The sequence below is a fragment of the Streptomyces sannanensis genome, assembly GCF_039536205.1.
Taxonomy (GTDB): Bacteria; Actinomycetota; Actinomycetes; order Streptomycetales; family Streptomycetaceae; genus Streptomyces; species Streptomyces sannanensis.
In genome coordinates, this window is the sequence record NZ_BAAAYL010000001.1 from 2,030,849 (window position 1) to 2,057,187 (window position 26,339).

25 protein-coding genes are annotated in these 26,339 nt (G+C 70.4%); 17 read left to right on the forward strand and 8 right to left on the reverse strand.

What is annotated here, in order from left to right; all coding sequences use genetic code 11:
- Nucleotides 1-213: 213 nt before the first annotated feature.
- The 4 genes from ABD858_RS09410 (at nt 214) to ABD858_RS09425 (ending at nt 4,784) form a co-directional block, all read left to right on the forward strand.
- The gene (locus ABD858_RS09410) at nt 214-1,863 is read left to right on the forward strand and encodes a glycoside hydrolase family 13 protein (protein ID WP_345035793.1); all 1,650 of its coding nucleotides are present in this window, start codon (nt 214-216) and stop codon (nt 1,861-1,863) included.
- A gap of 25 nt (nt 1,864-1,888) precedes the next feature.
- Complete coding sequence (locus ABD858_RS09415) at nt 1,889-2,917, forward strand: LacI family DNA-binding transcriptional regulator (RefSeq protein WP_345035794.1); 1,029 nt, start codon at nt 1,889-1,891, stop codon at nt 2,915-2,917.
- A 66-nt stretch (nt 2,918-2,983) separates the two neighbouring features.
- The gene (locus ABD858_RS09420) at nt 2,984-3,868 is read left to right on the forward strand and encodes a phosphatase PAP2 family protein (RefSeq protein WP_345035795.1); all 885 of its coding nucleotides are present in this window, start codon (nt 2,984-2,986) and stop codon (nt 3,866-3,868) included.
- Nucleotides 3,869-4,028: 160 nt separating this feature from the next.
- On the forward strand, nt 4,029-4,784 hold the full coding sequence (locus tag ABD858_RS09425; RefSeq protein ID WP_345035796.1) for a sporulation protein: 756 nt from the start codon (nt 4,029-4,031) through the stop codon (nt 4,782-4,784).
- A 4-nt stretch (nt 4,785-4,788) separates the two neighbouring features.
- Here ABD858_RS09425 and ABD858_RS09430 read toward each other — a convergent pair whose 3' ends face one another.
- Nucleotides 4,789-7,815: a bifunctional [glutamine synthetase] adenylyltransferase/[glutamine synthetase]-adenylyl-L-tyrosine phosphorylase gene (locus ABD858_RS09430; protein ID WP_345035797.1), complete on the reverse strand. Its 3,027-nt coding sequence runs from the start codon at nt 7,813-7,815 to the stop codon at nt 4,789-4,791.
- Between the two features lie 94 nt (nt 7,816-7,909).
- Between ABD858_RS09430 and ABD858_RS09435 the strand changes: the two genes are divergently transcribed.
- From ABD858_RS09435 to ABD858_RS09445, 3 genes are all read left to right on the forward strand, one after another.
- Nucleotides 7,910-8,314: a VOC family protein gene (locus ABD858_RS09435; protein ID WP_345035798.1), complete on the forward strand. Its 405-nt coding sequence runs from the start codon at nt 7,910-7,912 to the stop codon at nt 8,312-8,314.
- Between the two features lie 194 nt (nt 8,315-8,508).
- Nucleotides 8,509-8,895: a VOC family protein gene (locus tag ABD858_RS09440; protein WP_345035799.1), complete on the forward strand. Its 387-nt coding sequence runs from the start codon at nt 8,509-8,511 to the stop codon at nt 8,893-8,895.
- Between the two features lie 826 nt (nt 8,896-9,721).
- Nucleotides 9,722-9,961 (forward strand): hypothetical protein, encoded by a 240-nt coding sequence (locus ABD858_RS09445; protein ID WP_345035800.1) that lies wholly within the window; start codon nt 9,722-9,724, stop codon nt 9,959-9,961.
- A gap of 87 nt (nt 9,962-10,048) precedes the next feature.
- Here ABD858_RS09445 and glnA read toward each other — a convergent pair whose 3' ends face one another.
- Nucleotides 10,049-11,410, reverse strand: coding sequence for a type I glutamate--ammonia ligase (gene glnA / locus ABD858_RS09450; protein ID WP_345035801.1), 1,362 nt, complete (start codon nt 11,408-11,410; stop codon nt 10,049-10,051).
- A 440-nt stretch (nt 11,411-11,850) separates the two neighbouring features.
- Between glnA and ABD858_RS09455 the strand changes: the two genes are divergently transcribed.
- The 7 genes from ABD858_RS09455 to ABD858_RS09485 all read left to right on the forward strand — a co-directional run bounded on the left by ABD858_RS09455 (nt 11,851) and on the right by ABD858_RS09485 (nt 18,358).
- Nucleotides 11,851-12,198, forward strand: a complete 348-nt coding sequence (locus ABD858_RS09455) for a hypothetical protein (RefSeq protein WP_345035802.1) — start codon at nt 11,851-11,853, stop codon at nt 12,196-12,198.
- A 60-nt stretch (nt 12,199-12,258) separates the two neighbouring features.
- Nucleotides 12,259-12,918: a thioredoxin-like domain-containing protein gene (locus ABD858_RS09460; RefSeq protein WP_345035804.1), complete on the forward strand. Its 660-nt coding sequence runs from the start codon at nt 12,259-12,261 to the stop codon at nt 12,916-12,918.
- Entirely contained in the window at nt 12,915-13,583 is a 669-nt protein-coding gene (locus tag ABD858_RS09465; RefSeq protein WP_345035805.1) for a DUF305 domain-containing protein, read from the forward strand. Before ABD858_RS09460 ends, ABD858_RS09465 begins: the two co-directional genes overlap by 4 nt.
- A gap of 45 nt (nt 13,584-13,628) precedes the next feature.
- A complete protein-coding gene (locus ABD858_RS09470; RefSeq protein ID WP_345035806.1) occupies nt 13,629-13,790 on the forward strand; it encodes a hypothetical protein in 162 nt (53 codons plus the stop codon).
- Between the two features lie 120 nt (nt 13,791-13,910).
- A complete protein-coding gene (locus tag ABD858_RS09475; protein ID WP_345035808.1) occupies nt 13,911-15,518 on the forward strand; it encodes a multicopper oxidase family protein in 1,608 nt (535 codons plus the stop codon).
- Nucleotides 15,519-15,633: 115 nt separating this feature from the next.
- A complete protein-coding gene (locus ABD858_RS09480; protein ID WP_345035809.1) occupies nt 15,634-16,473 on the forward strand; it encodes a DUF4190 domain-containing protein in 840 nt (279 codons plus the stop codon).
- A 106-nt stretch (nt 16,474-16,579) separates the two neighbouring features.
- A complete protein-coding gene (locus tag ABD858_RS09485) occupies nt 16,580-18,358 on the forward strand; it encodes an NAD+ synthase (protein WP_345035811.1) in 1,779 nt (592 codons plus the stop codon).
- A 51-nt stretch (nt 18,359-18,409) separates the two neighbouring features.
- Here ABD858_RS09485 and ABD858_RS09490 read toward each other — a convergent pair whose 3' ends face one another.
- The 3 genes from ABD858_RS09490 to ABD858_RS09500 form a co-directional block, all read right to left on the reverse strand.
- On the reverse strand, nt 18,410-19,432 hold the full coding sequence (locus ABD858_RS09490) for an endonuclease/exonuclease/phosphatase family protein (protein ID WP_345035812.1): 1,023 nt from the start codon (nt 19,430-19,432) through the stop codon (nt 18,410-18,412).
- 157 nt (nt 19,433-19,589) lie between these two features.
- Nucleotides 19,590-20,207 (reverse strand): TetR/AcrR family transcriptional regulator, encoded by a 618-nt coding sequence (locus ABD858_RS09495; RefSeq protein WP_345035813.1) that lies wholly within the window; start codon nt 20,205-20,207, stop codon nt 19,590-19,592.
- Nucleotides 20,204-21,817, reverse strand: coding sequence for a DHA2 family efflux MFS transporter permease subunit (locus tag ABD858_RS09500; RefSeq protein ID WP_345035815.1), 1,614 nt, complete (start codon nt 21,815-21,817; stop codon nt 20,204-20,206). Before ABD858_RS09500 ends, ABD858_RS09495 begins: the two co-directional genes overlap by 4 nt.
- A 179-nt stretch (nt 21,818-21,996) precedes the next feature.
- Here ABD858_RS09500 and panB point away from each other — a divergent pair, with 179 nt between their 5' ends.
- Nucleotides 21,997-22,860, forward strand: a complete 864-nt coding sequence (gene panB / locus ABD858_RS09505; protein WP_345035816.1) for a 3-methyl-2-oxobutanoate hydroxymethyltransferase — start codon at nt 21,997-21,999, stop codon at nt 22,858-22,860.
- 397 nt (nt 22,861-23,257) lie between these two features.
- The gene (locus ABD858_RS09510; RefSeq protein ID WP_345035817.1) at nt 23,258-24,064 is read left to right on the forward strand and encodes a site-2 protease family protein; all 807 of its coding nucleotides are present in this window, start codon (nt 23,258-23,260) and stop codon (nt 24,062-24,064) included.
- On the opposite strand, the gene ABD858_RS09515 is transcribed toward ABD858_RS09510, so the two are convergent.
- The 3 genes from ABD858_RS09515 to ABD858_RS09525 all read right to left on the reverse strand — a co-directional run bounded on the left by ABD858_RS09515 (nt 24,054) and on the right by ABD858_RS09525 (nt 25,315).
- On the reverse strand, nt 24,054-24,239 hold the full coding sequence (locus ABD858_RS09515) for a hypothetical protein (RefSeq protein WP_345035818.1): 186 nt from the start codon (nt 24,237-24,239) through the stop codon (nt 24,054-24,056). The two genes, ABD858_RS09510 and ABD858_RS09515, sit on opposite strands and share 11 nt — an antisense overlap.
- A 64-nt stretch (nt 24,240-24,303) precedes the next feature.
- Nucleotides 24,304-24,981: an NADPH-dependent F420 reductase gene (gene npdG, locus ABD858_RS09520; RefSeq protein WP_345035819.1), complete on the reverse strand. Its 678-nt coding sequence runs from the start codon at nt 24,979-24,981 to the stop codon at nt 24,304-24,306.
- A 22-nt stretch (nt 24,982-25,003) separates the two neighbouring features.
- Nucleotides 25,004-25,315: a hypothetical protein gene (locus tag ABD858_RS09525; RefSeq protein ID WP_345035820.1), complete on the reverse strand. Its 312-nt coding sequence runs from the start codon at nt 25,313-25,315 to the stop codon at nt 25,004-25,006.
- 81 nt (nt 25,316-25,396) lie between these two features.
- Between ABD858_RS09525 and ABD858_RS09530 the strand changes: the two genes are divergently transcribed.
- Nucleotides 25,397-25,999 (forward strand): hypothetical protein, encoded by a 603-nt coding sequence (locus ABD858_RS09530; RefSeq protein ID WP_345035821.1) that lies wholly within the window; start codon nt 25,397-25,399, stop codon nt 25,997-25,999.
- The last annotated feature ends 340 nt before the right edge of the window (nt 26,000-26,339 follow it).

Here is a 26,339-nt window from a genome sequence, read left to right on the forward strand (position 1 = left end):
GATTTCTGCAAGCCGGGCTGATCGTTACATCCGCGTGTCCTCACAGTTGCCGTTACGCGCCCCGACATCCACGACCGCACGCCCCCGTGCGCCGCGCGCGACGCCTGCAATACCTTCCGCAAGGACTTGCAGGACTGTTACCTTCGGAGCACAACGGTGCTGATCCCGTAGATCCGGTATTTCCGGAACTGTCCGCCTCCGAGAGGGACGCCCATGACGCAGGAGCTCACCACCGACGTCACCCCGTCCACCGCCCGGCCGGCCCGGGGCTGGTGGCGCGACGCCGTGATCTACGAGGTGTACGTGCGCTCCTTCGCCGACAGCGACGGCGACGGCATCGGCGATCTGCGCGGCATCCGCGACCGGCTGCCGTACCTCGCCGGGCTGGGCGTGGACGCCGTCTGGCTCACCCCCTTCTACGCCTCCCCCCAGGCCGACGGCGGCTACGACGTGGCCGACCACCGAGCCGTCGACCCCCTCTTCGGAGACCTCGCCGATGCGGATGAACTGGTGCGTACCGCCCACGGGCTGGGCCTCAGGGTGATCGTGGACATCGTCCCCAACCACACCTCGGACCAGCATCCGTGGTTCCGGGAGGCGCGCGCGGGCCGACACGGGGGTGCGGCCCGCGCGCGCTACCACTTCCACAAGGGCCGGGGCGCACACGGGGACCTCCCGCCCAACGACTGGGAGTCGGTCTTCGGCGGCCCCGCCTGGACCAGGACGGAGGTGCCGGACGGCAATGGGGGCACCTCCCAGCCGGAGGCTGGGGGAGAGTGGTACCTGCACCTCTTCGCCCCCGAGCAGCCGGACCTCAACTGGGACCACCCGGAGGTGCGCGAGGAGTTCACGTCCGTACTGCGCTTCTGGCTCGACCTCGGCGTGGACGGCTTCCGGGTCGATGTCGCGCACGGCATGGTCAAGGCCCCCGGACTGCCCGACATCGGCGCCCGTGAGCAGGCCGAACTGATCGGCTCCCAGGTGCTGCCGTTCTTCGACCAGGACGGCGTCCACGAGATCCACCGCACCTGGCGCCGGCTGCTGGACTCGTACGGCGGCGAGCGCATCGGCGTCGCCGAGGCCTGGGCGCCGTCCCCGGAGCGGCTCGCACTGTACGTACGCCCCGACGAACTGCACCAGGCCTTCAATTTCCAGTTCCTGCGCTGCCCCTGGGACGCGGACCGGATGCGCGCGGTCATCGACGACTCCCTGGCCGCTTTGCGCCCCGTCGGCGCGCCCGCCACCTGGGTGCTGTCCAACCACGACGTCGTACGCCACCTCACCCGTTACGGCGACGGCGCCGGAGGCCTGCGGCGGGCCCGCGCCGCGGCCCTGCTCATGCTGGCGCTGCCCGGCTCGGCGTACGTCTACCAGGGCGAGGAACTCGGCCTGCCCGAAGTCACCGACCTGCCCGACCACCTGCGCCAGGACCCCTCCTTCTTCCGCGCCGAGGGCCAGGACGGCTTCCGTGACGGCTGCCGCGTGCCCATTCCCTGGACCCGCGACGGCTCCTCGCACGGCTTCGGCCCCGGCGGCAGCTGGCTTCCCCAGCCCGCAGGCTGGGCCGGGCTCAGCATCGAGGCGCAGAGCGGCGACCCCGCCTCCACCCTGGAGCTCTACCGGCGGGCCCTCACCCTGCGCCGCCGCCACCCGGGCCTCGGCGACGGCGCCATGCACTGGCTGGACGCCCCCGAAGGGGTACTGGCCTTCGCCCGCGACGGTTTCGTGTGCACGGTCAACACGGCCGGCACCGACGCCGTCCTGCCCGTACCGGGCCGCGTACTGCTCTCCTCCGCGGCACCGGAGACCACCGGCGGGACGGTCTGCCTGCCCGCCGAATCCTGCACGTGGTGGGCAATCTGACATGCGACCGGTACAGTCCACTTCCATGACCGCACGGCTCGCCGACATCGCAGCCCAGGCGGGTGTCAGCGAAGCGACGGTCAGCCGGGTCCTCAACGGCAAGCCGGGGGTTGCCGCGGCCACCCGCGAATCGGTGCTTGCCGCACTCGACGTACTCGGCTACGAACGCCCCGTCCGGCTGCGCAGACGCAGCGCCGGGCTCGTCGGGCTCATAACCCCCGAGCTCGAGAACCCCATCTTCCCCGCGCTGGCCCAGGTCATCGGCCAGGCACTCACCCGTCAGGGCTACACGCCCGTCCTCGCCACCCAGACCCCGGGCGGCTCCACCGAGGACGAACTCACCGAAATGCTGGTGGACCGGGGTGTCTCCGGCATCATCTTCGTCTCCGGACTCCACGCCGACACCACCGCCGACATGCAGCGCTACGAGCAGCTGCGCGGCCAGGGTGTGCCGTTCGTCCTCGTCAACGGCTTCTCCCCGAAGGTGCAGGCCCCCTTCATCTCCCCCGACGACCGGGCCGCCATGCGACTGGCCGTCACCCATCTGGCCTCCCTCGGACACACGAGGATCGGACTCGCCGTCGGGCCGAAGCGCTTCGTCCCGGTCGTCCGGAAGATCGAGGGCTTCACGGCCGGTATGCGGGACCGGCTCGGGGTGACGCAGGAGGAGTGCGAGCAGCTGATCCAGCACTCCCTCTACACCCTGGAGGGCGGCCAGGCCGCCGCCACCGCACTGATCGGCCGCGGCTGTACGGCGGTGGTCTGCGCCAGCGACATGATGGCGCTCGGCGCGATCCGGGCGGCCCGTCAGGCCGGCTTCGAAGTGCCACGTGACATTTCAGTGGTGGGGTTCGACGACTCCCCGCTGATAGCGTTCACCGACCCGCCGCTGACCACCATCCGGCAGCCGGTGACGGCCATGGGCCAGGCAGCGGTCAGGGCACTGCTGGAGGAGATCGGGGGCACCCCGGCACCGCACAGCGAATTCGTCTTCATGCCGGAGCTGGTGGTCCGCGGTTCGACCGCGTCGGGACCCGCCCTTCCCAAGGCGTAGGGCATGCGCGGAAGTCCCGACCAGGGGATGATCGGGAAGAATGACATATCTGGCAGACTCAGGCCCATGGGTGAAGTGACCGTGAAGAATCCTGCAGGCCTGACGGCCACTCCGTCACCCATCGTGGACGAGGAGGAGCCACCGGCGTCGCGGAGTGCGACCGTACTGCGGCGGATGCGGACGCCTCGCCGTCCGCGCATCTGGTTCGAAATCCTGCTGATCGCCGTGAGTTACTGGACGTACTCACTCATCCGCAACGCCGTGCCCGAACAGAAGGCCGAGGCGCTGCGCAACGCGGACTGGATCTGGCGCGTCGAGAACGCCATGGGCCTGGCTTTCGAGAAGACCGTCAATCACGCCGTGGATTCCGTGACATGGCTGATCGTGACGATGAACTATTACTACGCCACGCTGCACTTCGTGGTCACGATCGGTGTCCTGGTGTGGCTCTTCCGCAGCCATCCCGGCCGTTACGCCGCCACACGGACGGTGCTCTTCGCAACGACCGGTGTGGCACTGGTCGGTTACTACCTGTTCCCGCTCGCTCCGCCACGGCTGATGAACGGGCATCACTTCATCGACACGGTGCTGGTGCACGGCACCTGGGGCTCGATGGCCTCGGGCGACCTCAAGCACATGTCCAACCAGTACGCGGCCATGCCGTCGATGCACATCGGCTGGTCGCTGTGGTGCGGCCTGACGATCTTCCTACTGGCGTCGGCGCCATGGGCGAAGATCCTGGGACTCCTGTACCCGGCGACCACGCTGATCGTGATCGTCGCCACCGCCAACCACTTCTGGCTGGACGCGGTGGGCGGAACCCTGTGCCTGGCGTTCGGCTACGGAGTGTCGCGGGCGTGGTACGGGGCGATGTGCCACCGCCTGCCGAGGCACGTGGTGGCGACATCGCCCCCCGCGAGCACCCCGCAACTGGAAACCGCAGGCGGATAGGGGGGCGTGGCCGCGGGGCCCGCCCCTCCCGAATGCGGCGTTCGAGCTCGCACTGAAAGGGTTTGTCGCACATTCACGCGAGCTGCCGGCGGCGACAGCATAGGGTGCTGAGCTGAATGATCGTTCCGGTCGTTCAGATCTTCAGGGGAGGGCACGCTTCATGGCATTCCGCAAGTTCCTGAGCTCGCTCGGCATCAACGCACCCAGCGTCGAGACGGTCGTCGAGAACCCCGTCGTCCAGCCGGGATCCACCCTGATCTGCACGGTGACCGTGCGGGGCGGCGGCGCCGATGTGGAGGTCGAGCGGCTCCTGCTCGACCTGGTGGTCCGAGCGGAAGACCGTGAACCCGACGGTTCGAGCGGCTGGAACAACCCCTACGCCGTAGGCAAGGCCGAGCTGGGCGCCTTCCGGCTCGCGGCCGGGGAGACCGTCACCCACCGACTGGCCGTCGAGGTGCCGTGGGAGATGCCGCTCACCCACGCCCAGGGCCGTCACATCAAGGGCGGCCGGGCGGCCGTCCGCACCGAGCTGTCGATCGACAACGCGGTCGACCGCGGCGACTTCGACGAGATCCAGGTGCATGCGCTCCCGGCGCAGGACACCCTCTTCCAGGCGTTCACGGACCTGGGCTTCCGGCTGCACGAGGCCGAGGTGAAGATCGGCCTGCTGAGCAGGGCACCCAGGATGGAGGACCGCCAGACGGTCCCCTACTGGCAGGAGACCGACTTCTTCTTCCCCGAGTCCTACGGACGGGGATCACGGTACGAACTCGAGGCCGTGTTCATCGCCCGCGAGGACTCGGTCGATGTGCACCCGGGCGGCCACCCGCCGGCCACCTTCGCCTACGCCGACATGGACCTGGCCAAGTGGACCGCCGCGCTGGACGCGCATGTCCGTCACCACTGGACGCGCTGACCGCTCACGCCCCGTAGAACAACTCCTCGACGACTGCCCGCGCGCGCCGGGTCGTGCGCCGGTAGTCGTCGAGCATGTCACCGACATGGCCCGCTTCGTACCCCAGGTACCTTCCCACCGCCGCCAGTTCACGCGTCTCGGAGGGGAAGGTGTCACCCGGCCGGCCGCGTACCAGCATCACACCGTTGCGCACCCGGGTCGCCAGCACCCAGGCCTCGTCCAGGATCTGCGCGTACTCCGTGGACAGCAGCCCCGCCGCGTGCGCCGCGTGCAGCGCCTCCCTCGTACGGGTCGTCCGCAGCCCCGGCTCCACCCAGCCATGCCGCATCTGCAGCAGCTGCACCGTCCACTCGACATCGCTCAGCCCGCCCCGGCCCAGCTTGGTGTGCAGCGCCGGATCGGCACCGCGCGGCAGCCGCTCCGACTCCATACGTGCCTTGAGCCGGCGGATCTCCCGTACCGCGTCGTCGCCGAGCCCCTCCACCGGGTACCGCAGCGGGTCGACCAGCTCCAGGAAACGGCGCCCCAGATCCGGGTCACCCGCCATCGGCTCGGCACGCAGCAGCGCCTGGCTCTCCCAGACCAGCGACCAGCGACGGTAGTACGCCTCGTACGACGCGAGCGTACGCACCATCGGCCCGCTCTTGCCCTCCGGCCGCAGATCGGCGTCGATCAGCAGCGGCGGGTCGGCCGAGGGCACCTGCAGCAGCCGCCGGATCTCGGTGACCACGGTGTTCGCCGCCTTGGCCGCCTCCTGCTCGTCGACGCCCTCTCGCGGCTCATGGACGAAGACGACGTCCGCGTCCGAGCCGTAGCCCAGCTCATGACCGCCGAAACGGCCCATGCCGATGACCGCGAACCGGGTGGGCAGCTCGTCCCCCCACTGCTCGCGCACCACGGCCCGCAGCGCGCCCGCGATCGTGGCCGCGGTCAGGTCGGTGACCGCATTGCCGACCTGGTCCACCAACGCCCCGCGGTCCGCCTCCGCGGGGCTCTCCTCCGTCCCGTACGAGCCGATCAGGTCCCCCGCGGACGTACGGAACAACTCCCGCCGGCGTACGCCGCGCGCCGCCGTCACCGCCGCCTCCACGGTCTCCGCACGGCCGACCGCTGCCATGACCTCCTGCTCCAGATGGTCCCGGCTGCGCGGCTTCAGCCCCTCCGGGTCGCCGAGCAGCGCCACCGCCTCGGGGGCCCGCAGCAGCAGATCGGGGGCCAGGCGCCCGGCGGACAGCACCCGGGCGAGATTCTCGGCGGCGGCCCCCTCGTCCCGGAGCAGCCGCAGATACCAGGGAGTCTTACCGAGCGCGTCCGACACCTTGCGGAAGTTCAGCAGCCCCGCGTCCGGGTCCGCCGAGTCCGCGAACCAGCCGAGCAGCACCGGCAGCAGCGTCCGCTGGATCGCCGCCTTCCGGGTCACCCCCGACGACAGCGCCTCCAGATGCCTGAGCGCCGCGACCGGGTCGGCGTAACCGAGCGCCTCCAGCCGCTGCCCGGCCGCGCGCGGGCTGAGCCGGGTCTCGCCGGGTGCGAGCTGGGCGACGGCGTCCAGCAGCGGCCGGTAGAACAGCTTCTCGTGCAGCCGCCGTACGACGGTCGCGTGCCGCTTCCACTCCTTGTTGAGCTCGGCGACCGGGTCCGCACGCAGACCGAGCGACCGCCCGATGCGCCGCAGATTCGACTCCTCCTCGGGCACGAGATGCGTGCGCCGCAGCCGGTAGAGCTGAATGCGGTGCTCCATCGCGCGCAGGAAGCGGTACGCCTCGTCCAGCTGCGCGGCGTCCGCCCGGCCCACGTAGCCGCCCGCGGCAAGCGCGCGCAGCGCGTGCAGGGTCGTCCCGCTGCGAAGCGTCGCGTCCGCACGGCCGTGCACCAACTGCAGTAGCTGTACGGCGAATTCGACGTCCCGCAGGCCACCGGGACCGAGTTTCAGCTCACGGTCCAGATGCGCGGCCGGGATCGTCTCGACGACCCGGCGGCGCATCTTCTGCACATCGGGCACGAAGTTCTCACGCTCGGCCGCCTGCCACACCATCGGCGAGAGCGCCTCCAGGTACTCCTCGCCCAGCGCCATGTCACCGGCCACCGGCCGCGCCTTGAGCAGCGCCTGGAACTCCCAGGTCTTGGCCCAGCGCTGGTAGTACGCCACATGGCTGGACAGGGTCCGCACCAGCGGCCCGTTGCGCCCCTCCGGCCGGAGATTGGCGTCCACCGGCCAGATCGTTCCCTCGACCGTCGTCTCCGAGCAGATCCGCATCATGTGCGCGGCCAGCCGGGTCGCCGCCCTCAGGCCCCTGCCCTCGTCGGCTTCGTCCTCCCCCGGGCTCTCGGCTCCGCTCGAGCAGGGGGCACCCCCATGCTCCCCGACGAAGATCACGTCGACGTCCGAGACATAGTTCAGCTCGTTGCCGCCGCACTTCCCCATCGCGACGACCGCCAGCCGGCACGCCGCGGCATCCTCCGGCGCGGCGGTACGGGCGATACCCAGCGCCGCCCGCAGCGTCGCCGTCGCCAGATCCGCCAGCTCGGCGGCCGTCTCGGCGACATCGGTCGTCCCGCACACATCGCGGGCCGCGATGGACAGCAGGCAGCGGCGGTACGCGACCCGCAGCGAGACGGGGTCGACGGCCTCCGCGAGCCCCCGCTCGAAGTCCGCCACCCCGGGGTGCAGGTCCGCCGACTCGTACATCACCAGCGCGTGCCAGTCCCGCGGATGCCGCGCCAGATGGTCCCCCAGTGCCTCCGAGGCGCCCAGCACCCCGAGCAGCCGGTCCCGCAACGGCTTGGCGGTGAGCAGCGTGTCCAGCAGCACCCGCCGCTCCTCCAGCTCCTGCGCCTCCACGAGCCGTACCAGCCCGCGCAGCGCGAGGTCCGGATCGGCGGTCGCACCGAGCGCGTCCAGGAGCACCGGGTCGGACTGGACGGGCGCCATCTCCGGCAGACCCAACAGCCGCTCGGCGGCAGCGGGCTCACTGAAACCGTGCCGCAGCAGCCGCGTGAACGTACTGCTCCTGCGCCCCGGCCCGGTCATAGCGCCGCCTCCCGTCGCCCTCGTGCCGTGTGCTGCCTCGCCGATCAAGGTCCGGGTTCGAGCCTAGTCGCTGGGGCAGCCATGGACATTCGAAGTGATCGTCGTCCCCGTATCCGACCTGGACCGGGCGAAGGGCCTCTACGCGAACAAGCTCGGCTTCGACGTCGACCACGACACCCGCATCGGCGACAGCGTCCGCATCATCCGGCTGACCCCACCCGGCTCGGGCTGCCCGGTCGTCATCGGCACGGGGATGCCCCAGGCCGACGACGGAAAGGAGCCGGCCCCCGGTACGTACCAGGGGATGCAGCTCTGCGTTCCCGACATCGCGGCCGCCCGTGCCGAACTCGTCGGCCGGGGCGTGGACGTCACCCCGGTCCGGCACATCGAGGACGGCAAGTGGGTGGACGGCCCGGGCGGGACCTGGAGCTCCTTCGTCTCCTTCAGTGACCCGGACGGCGACGGCCGGGTGATCCAGGAAGCCCCGGACCGCCACTGACGCCACGTCGGCCACACGGTGACGGCTCCGCGTCGGCCGTCACCGCTGCCGCTCCCGTCGCTTCTTCCCGCTTCCGTGCCTCGCCGGCGGCGGCTCGCCGTACGTACGCTACGGTCCGCAGCCCTGCGGTGGTGCCCCATGGCACCGAACGACCTCCGTAGGACCGTCACATTGATTGCGCTACTGGAGGGCCCATGCGAGTCAAGGACTTCGATCACTTGGTGCTCAACGTGGGGGACGTCGAGCGTTCGCTGGAGTTCTACTGCGGGCCTCTCGGCCTGGAGCCGGTGCGGGTGGACGATTGGCGGGCCGGCAAGGTCCCGTTCCCGTCGGTACGGATCAGCCCGACCACGATCATCGATCTGGTCGACCGCCCACGCGGCGAGTCCAATGTGGATCACATATGCCTGGTCGTCGATCCGCTGGACTGGCGGGAGGTCATCGATGCGGGCGTGTTCACCGTGCTGGAAGGCCCGGTCGACCGCTACGGCGCCCGGGGTTCGGCACGGTCGATCTACGTACAGGATCCGGACGGGAACACCGTCGAGCTGCGCTGGTATCCGGAGGACGCCGGGGAGTAGCCCCCGCGAGCGGCAGCGCGCACCGGGGGCGGGGCAATGCCTGAAGGCCGGGCCTGGGGTTGGGCCTGCCCCAGGCCCAAACGCCGGCCCCCAGCCCCCAGATCCAGACCGTTGCCAACCCCACGCCCGTACCACCCACCTGCCCCGCGCACCGAGCGGGCCTCAGCTGCTCGCCGAGCTACGGCTACGGCTACGGCTACGGCTACGGCTACGGCTACGGCTACGGCTACGGCTACGGCTGGAACGACACCGTCGCGGGGCAGCTGACCAATGTCCCCCGGCGCACAGCAGCGAAGGCTCCGGCGCACTGTCCGGTCAGCGCAGCGCCTTTGTCATCAGGTGCTCCCTGGTCGTGCCATCGGGCAACAAGCCCCCGAGCTCTCCCGTGGCGACGAACCCGTTGCGCCGGTAGAGGGCGATCGCGGGGGCGTTGCCCGGGATCACCGCGAGCTTCAATGCCGTGGCGCCCGACTGCAGGGCGCGCCAAGGAGATCAGCAACCAGGAACCGGCTGTTCACGCTCGCCTCAAGGAGATCTTCGACGACCGATCGGCCTCGTCCGGACCACCCTGGACCAGACCGCGGCCGAGGGCCGCATTTCTGCCTCGGCCTCCACCGAGCCGACCGCACGGGCCCTGGTCGCACAGCTGGAGGACATGGTGATATCCGCCAAGCTCGGCAACGCCCCTGACCTGCGGGAAGACCTCTGGCGCAGCGCCCTGCTGCTGCGCGGCACCATCACCCATTCGGAGTAGTCGACGCGCGCCCGGCGCGATGCGTGGTCATCCTGGGAGACGCCCGAACGGGGGATCTGAGAGGAGCAAGCCATGCGTACACGTCGAATGCTCGGCCTGGGCCTCGCCACCGCAGCCTTCATGGGCATGAGTGCCATCGGAACCGCGCAGGCCGCCGCGCCCCCCGACCCCCACGCGTCGAAGGCGGCCCACGAGACGACCGCGGCGAAGTGCAAGGAAGGCGGCGGCACCGTGAAGAAGCACGCCAAGGGGCACGAGTACTGCTCCGGCGGCAAGTACAACAACGAGAAGATCATGGCCAAGAAGAGCTGAACCGACCGGCCAGTACTGAGCCGACCGGCACGTACTGAGCCGACCTCCGGGCCGGCGGTCCACGGACCGCCGGCCCGGAGCATGCGCTCAGAGCACCGGCAGGTTCTTGCGCAGCTCGAACGCCGTCACCTCGGAGCGGTACTCCTCCCACTCCTGGCGCTTATTGCGCAGGAAGAAGTCGAAGACGTGCTCGCCGAGCGTCTCGGCGACCAGCTCACTGCGCTCCATCAGGTCGATCGCCTCGCCGAGGTTCTGCGGGAGCGGGGCGATGCCCATCGCGCGGCGCTCGGCGTCCGAGAGCGCCCAGACGTCGTCGTCGGCGCCGGGGCCGAGCTCGTAGCCCTCCTCGATGCCCTTCAGACCGGCCGCGAGCAGCAGGGCGTAGGCCAGGTAGGGGTTGGCGCCCGAGTCGAGGGAGCGGACCTCGATACGGGAGGAGCCGGTCTTGCCCGGCTTGTACATGGGGACGCGGATCAGCGCGGAGCGGTTGTTGTGGCCCCAGCAGATGTACGAGGGGGCCTCGCCGCCCGCGCCGGCGGCCCTGGAGGAGCCGCCCCAGATGCGCTTGTAGGAGTTGACCCACTGATTGGTGACGGCCGAGATCTCGGCGGCGTGCTGGAGCAGGCCGGCGATGAAGGAGCGGCCGACCTTGGAGAGCTGGTACTCGGCGCCGGACTCGTAGAACGCGTTGCGGTCGCCCTCGAAGAGCGACAGATGGGTGTGCATGCCGGAGCCGGGGTACTCGGAGAACGGTTTCGGCATAAAGGTGGCCTGGACGCCCTGCTCCAGCGCGACCTGCTTCATGACCAGGCGGAAGGTCATGATGTTGTCGGCGGTGGACAGCGCGTCGGCGTACCGCAGGTCGATCTCCTGCTGGCCGGGGGCGCCCTCGTGGTGGCTGAACTCGACCGAGATGCCCATCGACTCGAGCATGGTGATCGCCTGGCGGCGGAAGTCCATGCCGACGTTCTGCGGAGTGTGGTCGAAGTAGCCGGAGTTGTCGGCGGGAGTGGGCCGCGAGCCGTCGAGGGGGCGGTCCTTGAGCAGGAAGAACTCGATCTCGGGGTGGGTGTAGAAGGTGAAGCCCAGGTCCGAGGTCTTGGCCAGGCTGCGCTTCAGTACGTACCGGGGGTCCGCGAAGGACGGGGAGCCGTCGGGCATCAGGATGTCGCAGAACATCCGGGCCGTGCCCGGGGTCTCGGCGCGCCAGGGGATGATCTGGAACGTGCTGGGGTCCGGCTTGGCGATCATGTCGGACTCGTAGACCCGTGCGAAGCCCTCGATGGCGGAGCCGTCGAAGCCGATGCCCTCGTCGAAGGCCTGCTCGAGCTCGGCGGGGGCCACCGCGACCGACTTCAGGAAGCCGAGAACGTCGGTGAACCACAGGCGTACGAACCGGATGTCGCGCTCCTCGAGCGTGCGGAGCACGAATTCCTGCTGCTTGTCCATATCCACCCATCCTTGCCGGTCACCGCCTGCCCCGACGCGTGGGGCGCATCGGGGGCACTCGAGCATCCCACCACATGGTTTCCGGCGCGTTGCGCACGCGCATCGGGACGCCGCGCATCACATGGCAGTGCCGCTCACGCCCATAGTGCCTGGAGCCCCGGCCCTTGCGGAACACCCACTGATCTTGGCGGTCGGAGCGTCACCGCTCGAGGATCACGGCCGCGGCGCAGCCGGCCGGGACGGCCACCTGGGCGAGGACTCCACGGACCGCATCCGTTCAGGCGTCCACGCCCGCGGTCCGGCAGGCGATCCCTGTCCGGAGGGCTCATGTGGCATCGGCGGCTCGTTTCCACCGCCTCCTCGTGACGGACATCGACAAACACCTGCCCCATGGCACCGAACCTCGCTTACCATCTGCGCTCATGGGGGGAGCGCGGCGCATGGGCATCACGCGTCCCATGGCACTGCTGGGTGCCGTGGCGACGCTGCTGGCCGCGCTGTTCATCTGTCTGGCGCCGGGCGGGCACGCCGACGCCACGACGGACGGGCACCACATCACCCTCGCCCACACGGCCCCCGAGTACGACTGCCCGGACGAACGCGGGGACTGCGGACTCTCCCCGCGGAACACCCAGGCCGTGCTCACCGCGCCGTCGCTCGACACGCCCGCCTCGGACACCACGCCTCCCGTGCACATCGAGGCGCCGCCCCGCGCCGGAGGGGTGTTCGAGGCCGTGGTGCGCCCCCGGGCGCCGGGGCTCCATGTCCTTCAGGTGCTGCGGATATAGACCGGCCGCCCGCTCCCGCAGCATGCCCGGTCCCCATATCCCGGAAGGACGACGAACACCATGACCACATCCAGCACGAGCAAGGCCTCGAAGGCCGACCGCAAGGCCCGGATAGAGGAGATGCGCCATGCCGAACAGGCACGTGAGCGGCGCAACCGCATCATCACGATCACCGTCAGCGCGGCCCTCGTCGCCGGACTCGTCGGCTTCGGCGGCTATGTGCTGAACAAGGAGTCCGCGAAGAAGGAGAAGCAGGAGGCCCGGGCCGAGGCGCCGGTGAAGGGCGAGAAGTCCTGGGACGCGAAGAAGCTGGGCCGCGACCACGTCACCGAGCGCGTCACGTACCCGATGAAGCCCCCGGTGGGCGGCGACCACAACCGGGTCTGGATGAACTGCGAGGGGGACGTCTACAAGGAGGCGATCCCCGAGGTGAACGCCGTGCACTCGCTGGAGCACGGCGCGGTGTGGGTGACGTACAACGACAAGGCTCCCGCCGCTGATCTGAAGAAGCTGGAGGAAAAGGTCGGCAGGACGCCGTACTCGCTGATGAGCCCGGTCGACGGCCAGTCCGGGGCGATCATGCTGAGCGCCTGGGGCAAGCAGGTCACCGTGGACGGCGCCGACGACCCGCGCGTGAACCAGTTCTTCACCAAGTACGTGCAGGGCCCGCAGACGCCCGAGCCGGGTGCGGCGTGCACGGGCGGGCTGGGCGCGAAGTGAAGCACACGACCCGTATCCCCCGTACGTACTGGGCGGCGGCCGCGGCCGTCGTGATCGCGCTGCAATTCGCCGGGTGGGCCGCGTACGACGCGGCGACGGCCGACGACGGGCCCGGGGCGGCGGCCGCCACGCCCTCCGAGAACTCGGCGGACGCCGGGTTCGCACGGGACATGGCGGTCCATCATCAGCAGGCGGTGGAGATGTCGCTCATCGTGCGCGACCGAACGGACGACGAGGATGTGCGCCGTCTCGCGTACGACATCGCCAACACCCAGGCGAACCAGCGCGGCATGCTGCTGGGCTGGCTGGACCTGTGGGGGCTGCCCAAGGTGTCCCCCGGCAGTGAGCCGATGGCCTGGATGGGGGCGCAGACGCACCACGGGCACCATGGGCCGTCCGGCGCCGGCGCGCTGATGCCCGGTATGGCCACCAAGGCCGAACTGGAGCAGCTGCGCAGGGCATCGGGCAAGCAGGCCGAGATCCTCTACCTCCAGCTGATGACCGACCATCACAAGGGCGGGGTGCACATGGCCCAGGGCTGCGCCGACCGGTGCACGGTCGACGTCGAACGCAAGCTCGCGCAGGGCATGGTCGACGCGCAGGAATCGGAGCTGGATCTGATGGCCCGGATGCTCCAGGAGCGCGGAGCGAAGCCACGGAGCTGACCGCCCGACGTGCCCGGCATACCCGGTATGGGTAGGCTGCGGATCATGACGGACCGACGGAGCACTCGCCACGGGCAGCTGTTGCTGCCCGTGGCACTCCTGTTCGGCAACTTCACCATGCACACGATGGGCCACCGGACCGGCCACGCACGGCACGAGATATCCGCCGGCATGTCCGCCGTACCGCCCTGTACCCGGCCGTACTGAGCACCGCCGGTACTGCGGCGCTGGGAGCGCGTCCGGCCGCACCGTCCTGCCCGGACGGCATGTGCGGACGCCCGCCTTTCCACGCTTTCACCCCACAACGAGGTGCACACAGTCATGCGCATGGAGCACAACCGTCAGACCTCTCACACCCGTCGCGCCGTGCTCGGCGCCGGGATCGCGGCCGCGGGATCCGGACTGCTCGCCGCCTGTTCCGGCGGAACGGGCCGCAGTGGCCAAGGTCCGGCCGCGGGAGCCGCCGCCGTGGCATTCGTCTCGCCGAACGGCACGGAGGTCGCCGCCGCCGAGGCGCGGCGTGGCAGCGGACCGGTCCGCCGTTACACGGTGACGGCGACCCAGACCAAGGTCGAGCTGGGCGCCGGCCGGTCCTTCCGGTCCTGGGCGTACGCGGACCGGCTGCCGGGCGACGAGATCCGGGTCACCGCGGGTGACACTCTCGCGGTCACCCTCATCAACAACCTCCCGCAGTCCACCACGCTGCACTGGCACGGCATCGCCCTGCGCAACGACATGGACGGGGCGCCCTATGTGACGCAGCAGCCGGTCAAACCGGGAGCCTCGTTCGCGTACGAGTTCGTGGTGCCGTATCCCGGCACGTACTGGTTCCACCCGCATTCGGGCATGCAGCTGGACCGCGGACTGTACGCGCCACTGATCGTGGATGACCCGAAGGAGCCGCTGTCCTACGACCGGGAGTGGGTCGTTCTGCTGGACGACTGGGTCGACGGGGTGGACGGTTCCACGCCGGACGACGTCCTCGCCGAGCTCCGTGGCGGCAGGGGCGGCGGCATGGACCACGGCATGGACCACGGCGGCTCGACCGGCGGGCACGCGGCGGCCGCACCGTCGCCGTCGAAGACCGGCAGGTCCGGCCCGTCACGCCGACTGAGAGGCTCGAGGAGCAAGTTGCTCGGCGGTGAGGCGGGCGATGTCGCCTACCCCTACTACCTGATCAACGGGCGTACGTCGGACGACCCTGTGCAGTTCTCCGCCAGACCGGGTGACCGGATCCGGCTGCGCATCATCAACGCCGGCGGCGACACGGCCTTCCGGGTGGCGCTCGGCGGCCACAAGCTGACGATCACCCACACCGACGGCTTCCCCGTCCGGCACACCACGACCGACGCCCTGCTCCTGGCCATGGGCGAACGGTACGACGTGGTGTTCACCGCCGGGGACGGGGTCTTCCCGCTCACCGCGCTCGCGGAGGGCAAGAACGCCTCGGCCATGGCCGTCCTGCGGACCGGCAGCGGGACGGCCCCGGGACCGTCCGTGCGTCCGGCGGAGCTGGACCGGCGGCTGGTGACGCCCAACCGCCTCGTGCCCGACGAGTCCGTCGCCCTTCCTCGGCGGAAGCCGGACCGCACCGTCCGTCTCAAGCTGACCGGCGGCATGGAGAGGTGGGACTGGGCCTTCGACCGGAAGCCCTTCACGCTGGACCAGCGCCATGAGGTCCGCACCGGCGAGCGGGTCCGGATGGACTTCATCAACACCACGTCGATGTGGCATCCCATCCACCTGCACGGCCACACCTACGCCATGACGGGAGTCAACGCGGTCGGAGCACGCAAGGACACGGCCGCGGTTCTGCCGAACAGGAAGCTCACCATCGAGTTCGACGCGGACAATCCGGGCCTGTGGATGCTCCACTGCCACAATCTCTACCACTCGGAGTCGGGAATGATGACGCTCCTCGGCTACCGGAGCTGACCCGCGGGGCCCGGGGGGCGCGTAGCCCACCCCCGGACCCCACCGTTCAAGGTCAGGAGCATATAAAGACCCTGTAAGTGGAACTTAAATTGCTCTGATTCCTTGAGGACCGAGAATGACCATGCCCGAGAACACCCCCGGCGGGCCCCCGTGGGGCCCGCCGCCCGGCTTCACCGCGCCGTACCCCCCGGCTCAGCAGGCACGCAACGGCCTCGGTGTCGCCGCCCTGATCGTCGGCATCGCCGGCGTGGTGTTCGGCCTCATCCCGATCCTGTTCTGGATCTCGGGCCTCCTGGGCATACTCGCGCTGATCTTCGGCCTGATCGGCCACAGCCGTGCCCGCCAGGGCCTGGCCACGAACAAGGGCATGGCCCTCGCCGGCACGATCCTCGGCGGTGTCTCGCTCCTCATGGCGGTGGCCGGCGTGATCATCACCGTCATGGTGGTCAAGGACGCCACCGAGGAGATCAAGAAGGAGATCGACAAGGTCGAGGCCTCCGCGGCCGCGCCGGACTCCTCGGACTCCTCCGGCGGCGAGTCCTCTGCCCCGAAGGCGCCGGAGCTGAAGCTCGGCGACACCTACACGTACAAGGACGGCGTCAAGGTCACCGTCTCCAAGCCGTCCGCCTACGAACCGGACGAGTTCGCCGTGGGCCACAAGAAGGGCAACAAGGCGGTCCAGCTGACGATCACGATCGTCAACGGCAGCAACGAGCAGATCGACATCACCACCGCCCTGCCGGACGTCAGGGACGCCAACGGCGCCGAGGCCGAGCAGGTCTTCGACGGCAGCAACGCCACGACGATGTTCAACGGCAAGCTGCTCCCCGGCAAGCAGGCGGTCGCCAAGTTCATCTGGTCCCTGCCCGCCGACGCGGCCACGAGCATGGAGCTCCAGATGGAGCCCGAACTGTTCAAGTACGAGACCGCGATCTGGTCCGGCCCGGTCCGGTAACCGCAGGAACCGCGGAGAGCGGCCGGTCCCGTCGGGCGCCCCGTAGTGGGGCGCCCCACACCCCCGGGCCGGGACATCGCGTCAGATTGACGGTTACCCTGGGCTCGTGCCTCAACTACGTCTCGCCCTGAATCAGATCGACTCCACCGTCGGTGACATCTCCGGAAACGCCGAGGCGATCGTGCGCTGGACCCGGCACTCCGCCGGGCAGGGCGCCCATCTGGTGGCGTTCCCCGAGATGATGCTGACCGGCTACCCCGTCGAGGACCTGGCCCTGCGCTCGTCCTTCGTCGAGGCGTCCCGGGAGGCACTGCGCGCCCTCGCCGTACGCCTCGCCGACGAGGGCCTCGGGGAGCTCCCGGTGATCGTCGGCTACCTGGACCGCTCCGAGAAGAGCGAGTCCAGGCTGGGCCGCCCGGCCGGCTCCCCGGAGAACGCCGCGGCCGTGCTGTACCGCGGCGAGGTGGTGCTGCGCTTCGCCAAGCACCATCTGCCCAACTACGGCGTCTTCGACGAGTACCGGTACTTCGTGCCCGGCGACACCATGCCGGTGATCCGGGTCCGTGGTGTGGATGTGGCACTCGCCATCTGCGAGGACCTGTGGCAGGAGGGCGGCCGCGTCCCGGCCACCCGGTCCGCCGGGGCCGGGCTGCTGATCTCGGTCAACGCCTCCCCCTACGAGCGGGAGAAGGACGACACCCGTCTGGAGCTGGTGCGCAAGCGCGCCCAGGAGGCCGGTTGCACCCTCGCCTACCTGGCGATGACCGGCGGCCAGGACGAGCTGGTCTTCGACGGCGACTCGATCGTCGTGGACGCGTCCGGCGAGGTCGTCGCACGTGCCCCGCAGTTCTCCGAGGGCTGCGTGGTCCTGGACCTCGACCTGCCGGCCGCGAGTGCGGAGCCGGTCACCGCCCGGGGCGGAGCCGCTGATGGACAGCGTGTCGACGACGGGCTGCGGATCGAGCGCGTCGTGATCTCCGAGGAGCCGGTCGAGGCGTACGAGCCGGAGCTGACCGGCGGCTACGCCGACCGCCTCGGCGACGACGAGGAGGTCTACACGGCACTGGTCGTGGGCCTGCGCGCGTATGTCGCCAAGAACGGCTTCAAGTCCGTGCTGATCGGCCTGTCCGGCGGTATCGACTCGGCACTGGTCGCGGCCATCGCCTGCGACGCGGTGGGCGCGGAGAACGTGTACGGCATATCGATGCCGTCCAAGTACTCCTCGGACCACTCCAAGGGCGACGCGGCCGAGCTGGCCCGGCGCACCGGGCTCCACTTCCGGACCGTACCGATCGAGCCGATGTTCGACGCGTACATGGGATCGCTGGGCCTCACCGGCCTGGCCGAGGAGAACCTCCAGTCGCGGCTGCGCGGCACGATGCTGATGGCCGTCTCCAACCAGGAGGGCCACATCGTGCTCGCGCCGGGCAACAAGTCCGAACTGGCGGTGGGGTACTCGACGCTCTACGGCGACTCGGTGGGCGCGTACGGGCCGATCAAGGACGTGTACAAGACGACCGTCTTCCGGCTGGCCCAGTGGCGCAACCGGGCCGCGGAGGAGCGCGGACAGGTCCCGCCCATCCCGGAGAACTCCATCACCAAGCCGCCGAGCGCGGAGCTGCGCCCGGACCAGGTCGACACGGACTCGCTGCCGGACTACGACGTGCTCGACCGGATCCTGGAGCTGTACGTGGACCGCGACCGGGGCCGGGAGGCCATCGTGGCGGCGGGATTCGACCCCGAGGTCGTCGCGAAGACGCTGCGGCTGGTGGACACCGCGGAGTACAAGCGGCGGCAGTACCCGCCGGGTACGAAGATCTCGTCGAAGGGCTTCGGCAAGGACCGCCGTCTGCCGATCACCAACCGCTGGCGCGAGCACGCGTAGCGGCTGCGCGGCCTGCCGGGCCGGGGCTGCCGCCCCGGCCCGGCAGGCCGGTCAGAGCTTCATACGGGCCGCGATCGGGAGGTGGTCACTCCTGGTCCGCTGGAGGGTCCAGGACGACACCGGTTCGATGCCCTTCACCAGGATCTGGTCGATCCTGGCCGTCGGGAACGACGCCGGCCAGCTGAAGCCGAAGCCGTCGCCCGCCGCGCCCTGGGTGGAGCGCATCTGTGAGGTGACGGCGTTCAGGGAGCGGTCGTTCATGGTGCCGTTGAGGTCGCCGAGCAGGATCACCCGGGACAGCGACTCGCCGGCGATCGCCTCGCCGAGGGCGTCGGCGCTGGCGTCGCGCTGGTTGGCGGTGAAGCCGGCGTTCAGCTTGACCCGTACCGAGGGCAGATGCGCGACATACACGGCGACCTTGCCCTGGGGCAGGCTGACGGTGGTGCGCATGGCACGGGTCCAGCCCAGCTTTATGTCGACGGGGCGGGTCTCGTGCAGCGGAAACCTGCTCCATACGCCGACGGTTCCCTGCACCGCGTGGTACGGGTAGACGGGTTCGAGCGCCCGTTCGTACAGGGCCACCTGACGGCCCGGCAGCTCCTCCAGCGCCACCACGTCGGCGCCGGAGGCCACCACCGCCTTCGCCGTGCCGGCCGGGTCGGGGTTGTCGGCGTTGACATTGTGGGTGGCGACGGTCAAATCGCCGCCGTCGCTCTCCTTGTCGGTGAGGAGCCCACCGAAAACATTCAGCCAGACGACGGTCGGCAACACCAGCGCGACCAGCGCGGTGGCGGAGCGCCGCAGCAGGGCGAGGAGCAGCAGGACCGGGATGCCCAGGCCGAGCCAGGGCAGGAAGGTCTCGACGAGGCTGCCCACGTTGCCGACGGTGTTGGGGATCTGCGCATGAAAGATCATCGTGAGCGTGAGCAGCAGCGCGAGAACCGCGAGGAAGATGCCGCGCCGCCAGCGGGAACGCTCACCTCGCCAGCGCTTGAGGCGGCGCCGGAAACCGGTTCCGGGGCGCTCGGGCTCCGAGCCGTCGTGCCCGGTCTCCGCCATGTACGCCTGCGCCATTCCAGCCGTCCTCACTGCCTTGCCGTGCCGTGCCGCCGTCCCGCCCATGACCCTAGGCGATGATCGGCCACTTTCGCCGACCGCGGTACGGGCGGTCGTACGGAGACGAGGACGACGGCGGCGGGGTGGCGGGTTCCCGCTCCTGCCCCGCCGGCTCTCAGGACTTGGGGCGGACCCCTTCGAGGACCGTGTCGACGACTTGTTCGGCACCGGCTTCGAGGGGGGCGGCGTCCGGCCGGAGTACGGTCCGCACGAGCATCGGCCCGACGAACAGGTCGCCGAGCAGCTCCAGGTCGAGGTCACCGCGTACCTCTCCGGTGGAGATGCCTCGGCGTAGCACCTCGGAGATCCGCTGCCGCCTCGGCTCGATCACGGTTGCCTCGTACATGTCCCAGAGCTTGGGATAACTCCGCATCTGGGCGAAGAGGCCGTGCAGCAGGGCGGAGGAGTGCTTGGCGAGGCCGCGCTGCCGCAGCGTCTCGACGATCGCGACCAGATCGTCGCGGACCGAGGTGCCGGGAAGGGGCGGGTCGGGGAGCTCCATCGACTGGACGACGTCGACGAAGAGCGCCTCCTTGCCCTCCCAGCGACGGTAGATGGTGGCCTTGCCGACGCCCGCGGTACGGGCGATGCGCTCTATGGAGAGCTCGGAGAGAGGTATGCCCTCCTCGATCAGACGGGTGGCGGCCGCGACGATGGCCCGCTCGGCCGCCTCGCTCCGCGGCCGTCCCCGCCGCGCCTCGCCCTGCCGGTCCGTCGTGTGCACACCGCTCACCTCTCGCCGTTGATCGCGCCCTGCCGATTCTCCCCGACGGGTGCCGCGGCCTCCGGGCGGGTCCGGTCCGGGGCCGGCAGGAAGACGGCGACCACGGCTGCGCCGAACACCGCGACGGCCGCCGCGCCGAGGGCGGTGACATGCATGGCGTGGACGAAGGCGTCGTTGGCCGGTCCGACGAGCGCCCGGCCGGCGGGGCCGAGCTTGTCCGCGATGCCGAGGGTCGCCTCGATGGACTCGCCCGCGGCATGTCTGGCGTCCGGTGGCACGGCCCCCAGCCGTCCCTCGATCCCGCTGCGGTATGTGGCGGAGAGCAGCGAGCCGAGCACCGCGACCCCGAGCGCGCCGCCGACCTGACGGAAGGTGTTGTTGATAGCGGAGCCGGAGCCGGCCTTCTCCCGGGGCGTCGCCTGCATGACCGAGACGGTGGCGGGCTGCATGATGTGGGCCATTCCGACGCCCTGCACGAAGAGGACCAGCTCGATCGTCCAGAGCGGCGTGCCCGTGTCGAACAGGGCGAAGCCGGCGAGCCCGGCCGCGATCATCAGCATGCCCACCGTGCAGACCGCGCGGGCACCGAACCGCTCCACGGCCAGCCGGGCGCGTGGTGAGAAGAACAGCTGGGAGGCGGCCAGCGGGATGATCACCAGGCCGGCCTGCAGCGCGCTGTAGCCGCGGACGCTCTGCAGGTAGAACGCGGAGAAAAAGGTCACGCCCATCATCGCGAAGAAGACCAGTGCGACGGCCGCGACGGCGGCGGAGAAGGCGGGGTTCGCGAAGTAGGAGAGGTCCAGGGCGGGGTGGCTGCAGCGCTTCTCGTGCACGACGAAGACGGCCAGGACGGCGATGCCTCCGACGATCGCCGCCATGACGGCGGGGGCGGTGAAGTCGGCGAGCTCGCCGCCGCGGATGATGCCGTACACGAGCAGCATCAGGCCGACGATCGACAGCAGCACTCCCGGCGGGTCGAGCCGCCCGGGGCTGGGGTCCCTGGAGTCGGGCACCAGGAGGGTGATCGCGGCGAGGGCGACGAGCACGACGGGGACATTGACCAGGAAGACCGAGCCCCACCAGAAGTGCTCGAGCAGCAGCCCGCCGGTGGCCGGGCCGATGGCGAGGGCGACACCGACTCCGGTCGCCCAGATGCCGATGGCCCTGGGCTGTTCCTCGCGCTCGAAGACGTTCATCAGGATGGCCAGGGTGGCGGGCATCACGAAGGCGCCGCCGAACCCCATGACGGCGCGGTACGCGATGAGTTGGCCGGCCGAGCCGGAGAAGGCGGCGAGCACCGAACCGAGGCCGAAGAGCGTGACGCCGACCAGCACGGCCCGTTTGCGGCCGAACCGGTCTCCGAGAAGGCCGACGGTGAAGAGCAGTCCGGCGAAGACGAGCGTGTAGGCGTTGATCGCCCACTCCAGCTCGCTCTGGGTGGCGCCCAGCCCGGTGGGCGCGGGGGCGGAGATCGTCCTGATGGCCACGTTCAGGATCGAGTTGTCGATCACGACCATCAGCAGGCTGAGCATCAGCACACCGAGGATCACCCAGCGGCGGCGGTGAACAGCTTCCGGCACCCCGGGTGTGGCGGGATCCGCCACGGACGCAGAGGACATGTCCTCAGACTAGCTCATTTTCGATACGAGACCGTCTCGTATCGGAAATTCTCGCATTCGAGCAGTTCCGACAGGGTCACACCGGGTCCCCTTTTGCGGGCACGGCACGAGGTGCCACCATGTACCTGGTCCGGGGACGCCGTACGGGCGCCTCGAGATGACGAACAGGAGCCGTTCCCATGACGCAGCTTCCGGCTGCCCAGAAGGCCCCCGACAGCAGCAAGGCTCTGTACGGCGGCAAGGGCACGCGTCGCATCACCGTGCACGACATCGCCGCCGCCAAGGAGCGTGGCGAGAAGTGGCCCATGCTCACCGCCTACGACGCCATGACCGCCTCCGTCTTCGACGAGGCGGGCATCCCGGTGCTGCTGGTCGGGGACTCGATGGGCAACTGCCATCTCGGCCACGACACCACCGTGCCCGTCACGATGGACGAGATGACCCTGCTGTCCGCCGCCGTCGTACGGGGCACCAGGCGCGCCCTGATCGTCGGCGACCTGCCCTTCGGCTCGTACCAGGAGGGCCCCGTACAGGCGCTGCGCAACGCCACCCGCCTGGTCAAGGACGCCGGGGTCGGGGCCGTCAAGTTGGAGGGCGGCGAACGCTCGCACAGCCAGATCGAACTGCTGGTCCAGGCCGGCATCCCGGTCATGGCCCACATCGGGCTGACCCCGCAGTCCGTCAACGCCATGGGCTACCGGGTGCAGGGCCGTGGCGACGAGGCCGCCCACCAACTGCTGCGCGACGCCAAGGCGGTCCAGGACGCGGGCGCCTTCGCCGTCGTCCTCGAACTCGTCCCGGCCGAGCTGGCCGCCGAGGTCACCCGCACGCTGCACATCCCGACCGTGGGCATCGGCGCCGGGGCCGGCACCGACGCGCAGGTCCTCGTGTGGACGGACATGGCAGGGCTCACCCCCGGGAAGATGCCGCGGTTCGTGAAGCAGTACGCGAACCTCCGCCAGACGCTCGGCGACGCGGCGAAGGCCTTCGCCGAGGACGTCACCGACGGCGCGTTCCCCCAGGAGGAGCACACCTTCCACTGAGCCGTCGCGGCACCGACGACAGCCCGCCGGCAACCCCCAGCCGGCGGGCTGTCGGCGTCTCTCCGTCGTTCTGACGATGCCGCACATTCCGAGCTGTAGGCGCTTGGTCGGTCGGTGCCTGCCGACGCCTGGTCGGTCTGTGCCCTTGCCGGCGTGCCTGGCTCTCGGGGAAGTGTCGGCGCCTCTCGGCGAGCACGGTCAACAGCGCGCGCAGCCGCGCCCCTCCGAGCGGGACGGGGGTGCCGTCGTCATGAAACGCCTGGGTGGTGCCGAGAATCCGGTAGCGCACGGCACCCATTCTCTACGGTGCGAGGAACCCCGGACGATCGCCGCGACGTTTCCCCCGTGTCCCCTGTACGGTCGACCCGCACCGCCACCGACCCCGGGAGCCCCGCGCATGGCCACCGCAACCACCCGTCACCACGAGCGGCGGATCAGTCCTGTCTTCCTCGGCATCCTGGCCGTCATGGCGGTCACCGGCTGGGCGGTGTGGACGGGCTTCGCGGCGAATCCGGGCCTGGCGGTCTTTCTCTTCGTGACGTCCGCGTGGATCGTCTCGCTGTGTCTGCACGAGTACGCGCACGCACGTACCGCGCTGCACGGCGGGGACATCACGGTCGGCGCGAAGGGGTACTTGACGCTCGATCCCCTCAAGTACACCCATCCGCTGCTGAGTATCGGGCTGCCCCTGATCTTCGTGATCATGGGCGGTATCGGCCTGCCCGGCGGTGCGGTGTTCATCGAGCGGGGCCGGATCCGGGGCCGCTGGAAGCACAGCCTGGTCTCGGCGGCGGGGCCGCTGACGAACGTGCTGTTCGCGATCGTCTGCACCGCGCCGTTCTGGCTGGACGCCCTGGACGGCGTGCCGTTCGCGTTCCGGTTCGCGCTCGCCTTCCTCGCGCTGCTCCAGGTGACGGCGGCGATCCTGAACTCCCTGCCGGTACCGGGCCTGGACGGCTACGGAGTGATCGAGCCCTGGCTGTCGTACCGGATCCGGCGTCAGGTCGAGCCGTTCGCGTCGTTCGGGCTGCTGGCCGTGTTCGGCCTGCTGTTCATCCCGGAGGTGAACCACGCCTTCTTCGGCATGATCGACGCGGTGCTGAACGGGCTCGGGGTGGACCGGGACTACAGGGTCTGCGGGTACCAGTTCTTCAGGTTCTGGACCGCGCCGGACCCGGTGTGCGAGGCCTACCTCAACTACTAGCCGCGGCGGCCTTCTCCACCTTGGCCTTGCGCACGTAGAACAAGGCCATGTTGGACGAGAGTCCGGCCATCAGGACCCAGACGATCCCCAGCCAGCTGCCCTGGACGAAGGAGATCACGGCCGCGGTGACGGCGAGGGCGCAGACCACGAGGGCGTACAGAGCGAGGCGGGGCATGGAGCGGCTCCTGTCGGGATCCTGGTGCGGTACGTCCCCAGTGTCCCCCATGCCCCAGTCGCCCCTACACCTCGGTCACCCGCAGGCCCGAGTGGGCCTTGTAGCGGCGATTGACGGAGATCAGGTTGGCGACGAGCGACTCGACCTGGTGGGCGTTGCGCAGCCGTCCCGCGAAGACGCCCCGCATCCCGGGGATACGGCCCGCCAGGGCCTGCACGATGTCGGTGTCGGCCCGGGACTCCCCCAGCACCATCACATCGGTGTCGATCTCGTCGACGGACGTGTCCTGGAGCAGTACGGCGGACAGATGGTGGAATGCGGCCGTGACCCGCGACTCCGGCAGCAGCGCGGCGGCCTGCTGGGCGGCGCTGCCCTCCTCCGGCTTGAGCGCGTAGGCGCCCTGCTTGTCGAATCCGAGCGGGTTGACGCAGTCGACGACCAGCTTGCCGGTCAGTACGTCGCGCAGCCCCTCCAGGGTCTTGGCGTGCCCCTCCCAGGGCACCGCGACGATCACGACATCGCTGCGGCGCGCGCACTCGGCGTTGTCCGCCCCCTCGACGCCCAGGCCCAGTTCCTCGGCCGCGGCGTGCGCCCGCTCGGCGGCCCGTGAACCGATGATCACCTTCTGGCCGGCCTTGGCCAGCCGGTAGGCGAGGCCGCGGCCCTGGTCGCCGGTGCCGCCGAGGACACCGACGACCAGGCCGGACACGTCGGGAAGCTCCCATGCACTCTTTGAAGTCATGAACCCGACAGTAACCCGCGGCTCACCGGGTGCGGTCTCGCCGGTCGGCGTAGCCCGCGGCCACGAAGACCGCGATCGCGGCCAGCACCAGGGCCGGGCCCGTGACGATCCGCAGCACCAGATGCTCGTCCGCCGCCGAGCCGGTCAGCGTCAGCAGGGAGGGTGCCAGCGCGCTGCCGTACAGCATCAGGCAGGCGACGCCGCGCATCCTGATCCCCCGCACGGTGCTGCGCTGCCGCAGCCAGGCCGGGGCCCGGCCGCGGAGCAGCGCGATGCCGAACGGCAGGACGAGGGCCGTCCAGACTGCCAGCCACACCCAGTGGAAGATCATCATGCGGTCAGCATGCCCCTCGCGAGGGTGAGCTGCCGTGATTCGGCCACGGCGGGTGGGGCGCCTGCGGCAGGATGCCGGGCCATGGATGCCGTACGCGCCGCACTCCTGCGGGAGGTTCTCGCCGGGACGGAGTGGCCACGGGCCGCCCGACGGTTCGCCGGGGTGCTGCGCTCGTCCGTCGTACCGAACGGCGGCGGACTGCTGCTGGTGGGCACCGAGGAGTACGAGCCATGGCATCTGGCCGCGCATCTCGTCGACGAGGCCGCGTGGGCGGGGCTGCCGGAGCTGACGCCCACCCTCGTACGGCACCGGGTGCCGTCCGGCGGGCCCGCGCATCTGTCGGTCGGCCTCGGCAGGATCGAGGCGGCGCGGCGGGGCGAGACCCTGCTGATGGTGGCCCCGGAACGGCCCGGGCGCGGGCTGCTGGAGCGCGTCCACGATGCCCGGCGGGCCGGGGCGACGGTACTGGCGCTGGGCGGCGAGGACAGCGAGGTGTCGGGGCTCGCGCACGAGACGCTCACCGTGGGGGCGGCGGACGGGGTGGACCTCGACACGGTCCAGCACCTGGTCAGCGCGGCGGCCGGCGAGAACGTCCTCCCGGCGCGGGGTGGCGGGCGCGGCTTCCGCGACCGCATCGCGCGCCTCGCGGAGCGCCTGGCGACGCCGCCGCCGGAGCGGTGGTGAACGCCGGGCGGGCCGGGATGCGCCGTCCCGCGCGCGGCCGGTATGTCCGTCCTCGAACTCCCCCGGCTGACCCTGGGGGTGCCCCCAGGACGGGCTGTCTCTCGACGCCCCACGCCAGAGCGACCGGTATGTCCGTCCTCGAACTCCCCCAGCTGACCCTGGGGGTACCTCCAGGGGCCCCAGGGCTGCAATCCAACGCCCCACGCCAGGGCGACCGGAGTGTCCGTCCTCGAACTCCCCCCAGCTGACCCTGGGGGTACCTCCAGGGGCCTAAGGGCTGCAATCCAACGCCCACGCCAGGGCGGCCGGAGTGTCCGTCCTTGTGTGTCGCGGTAAATCC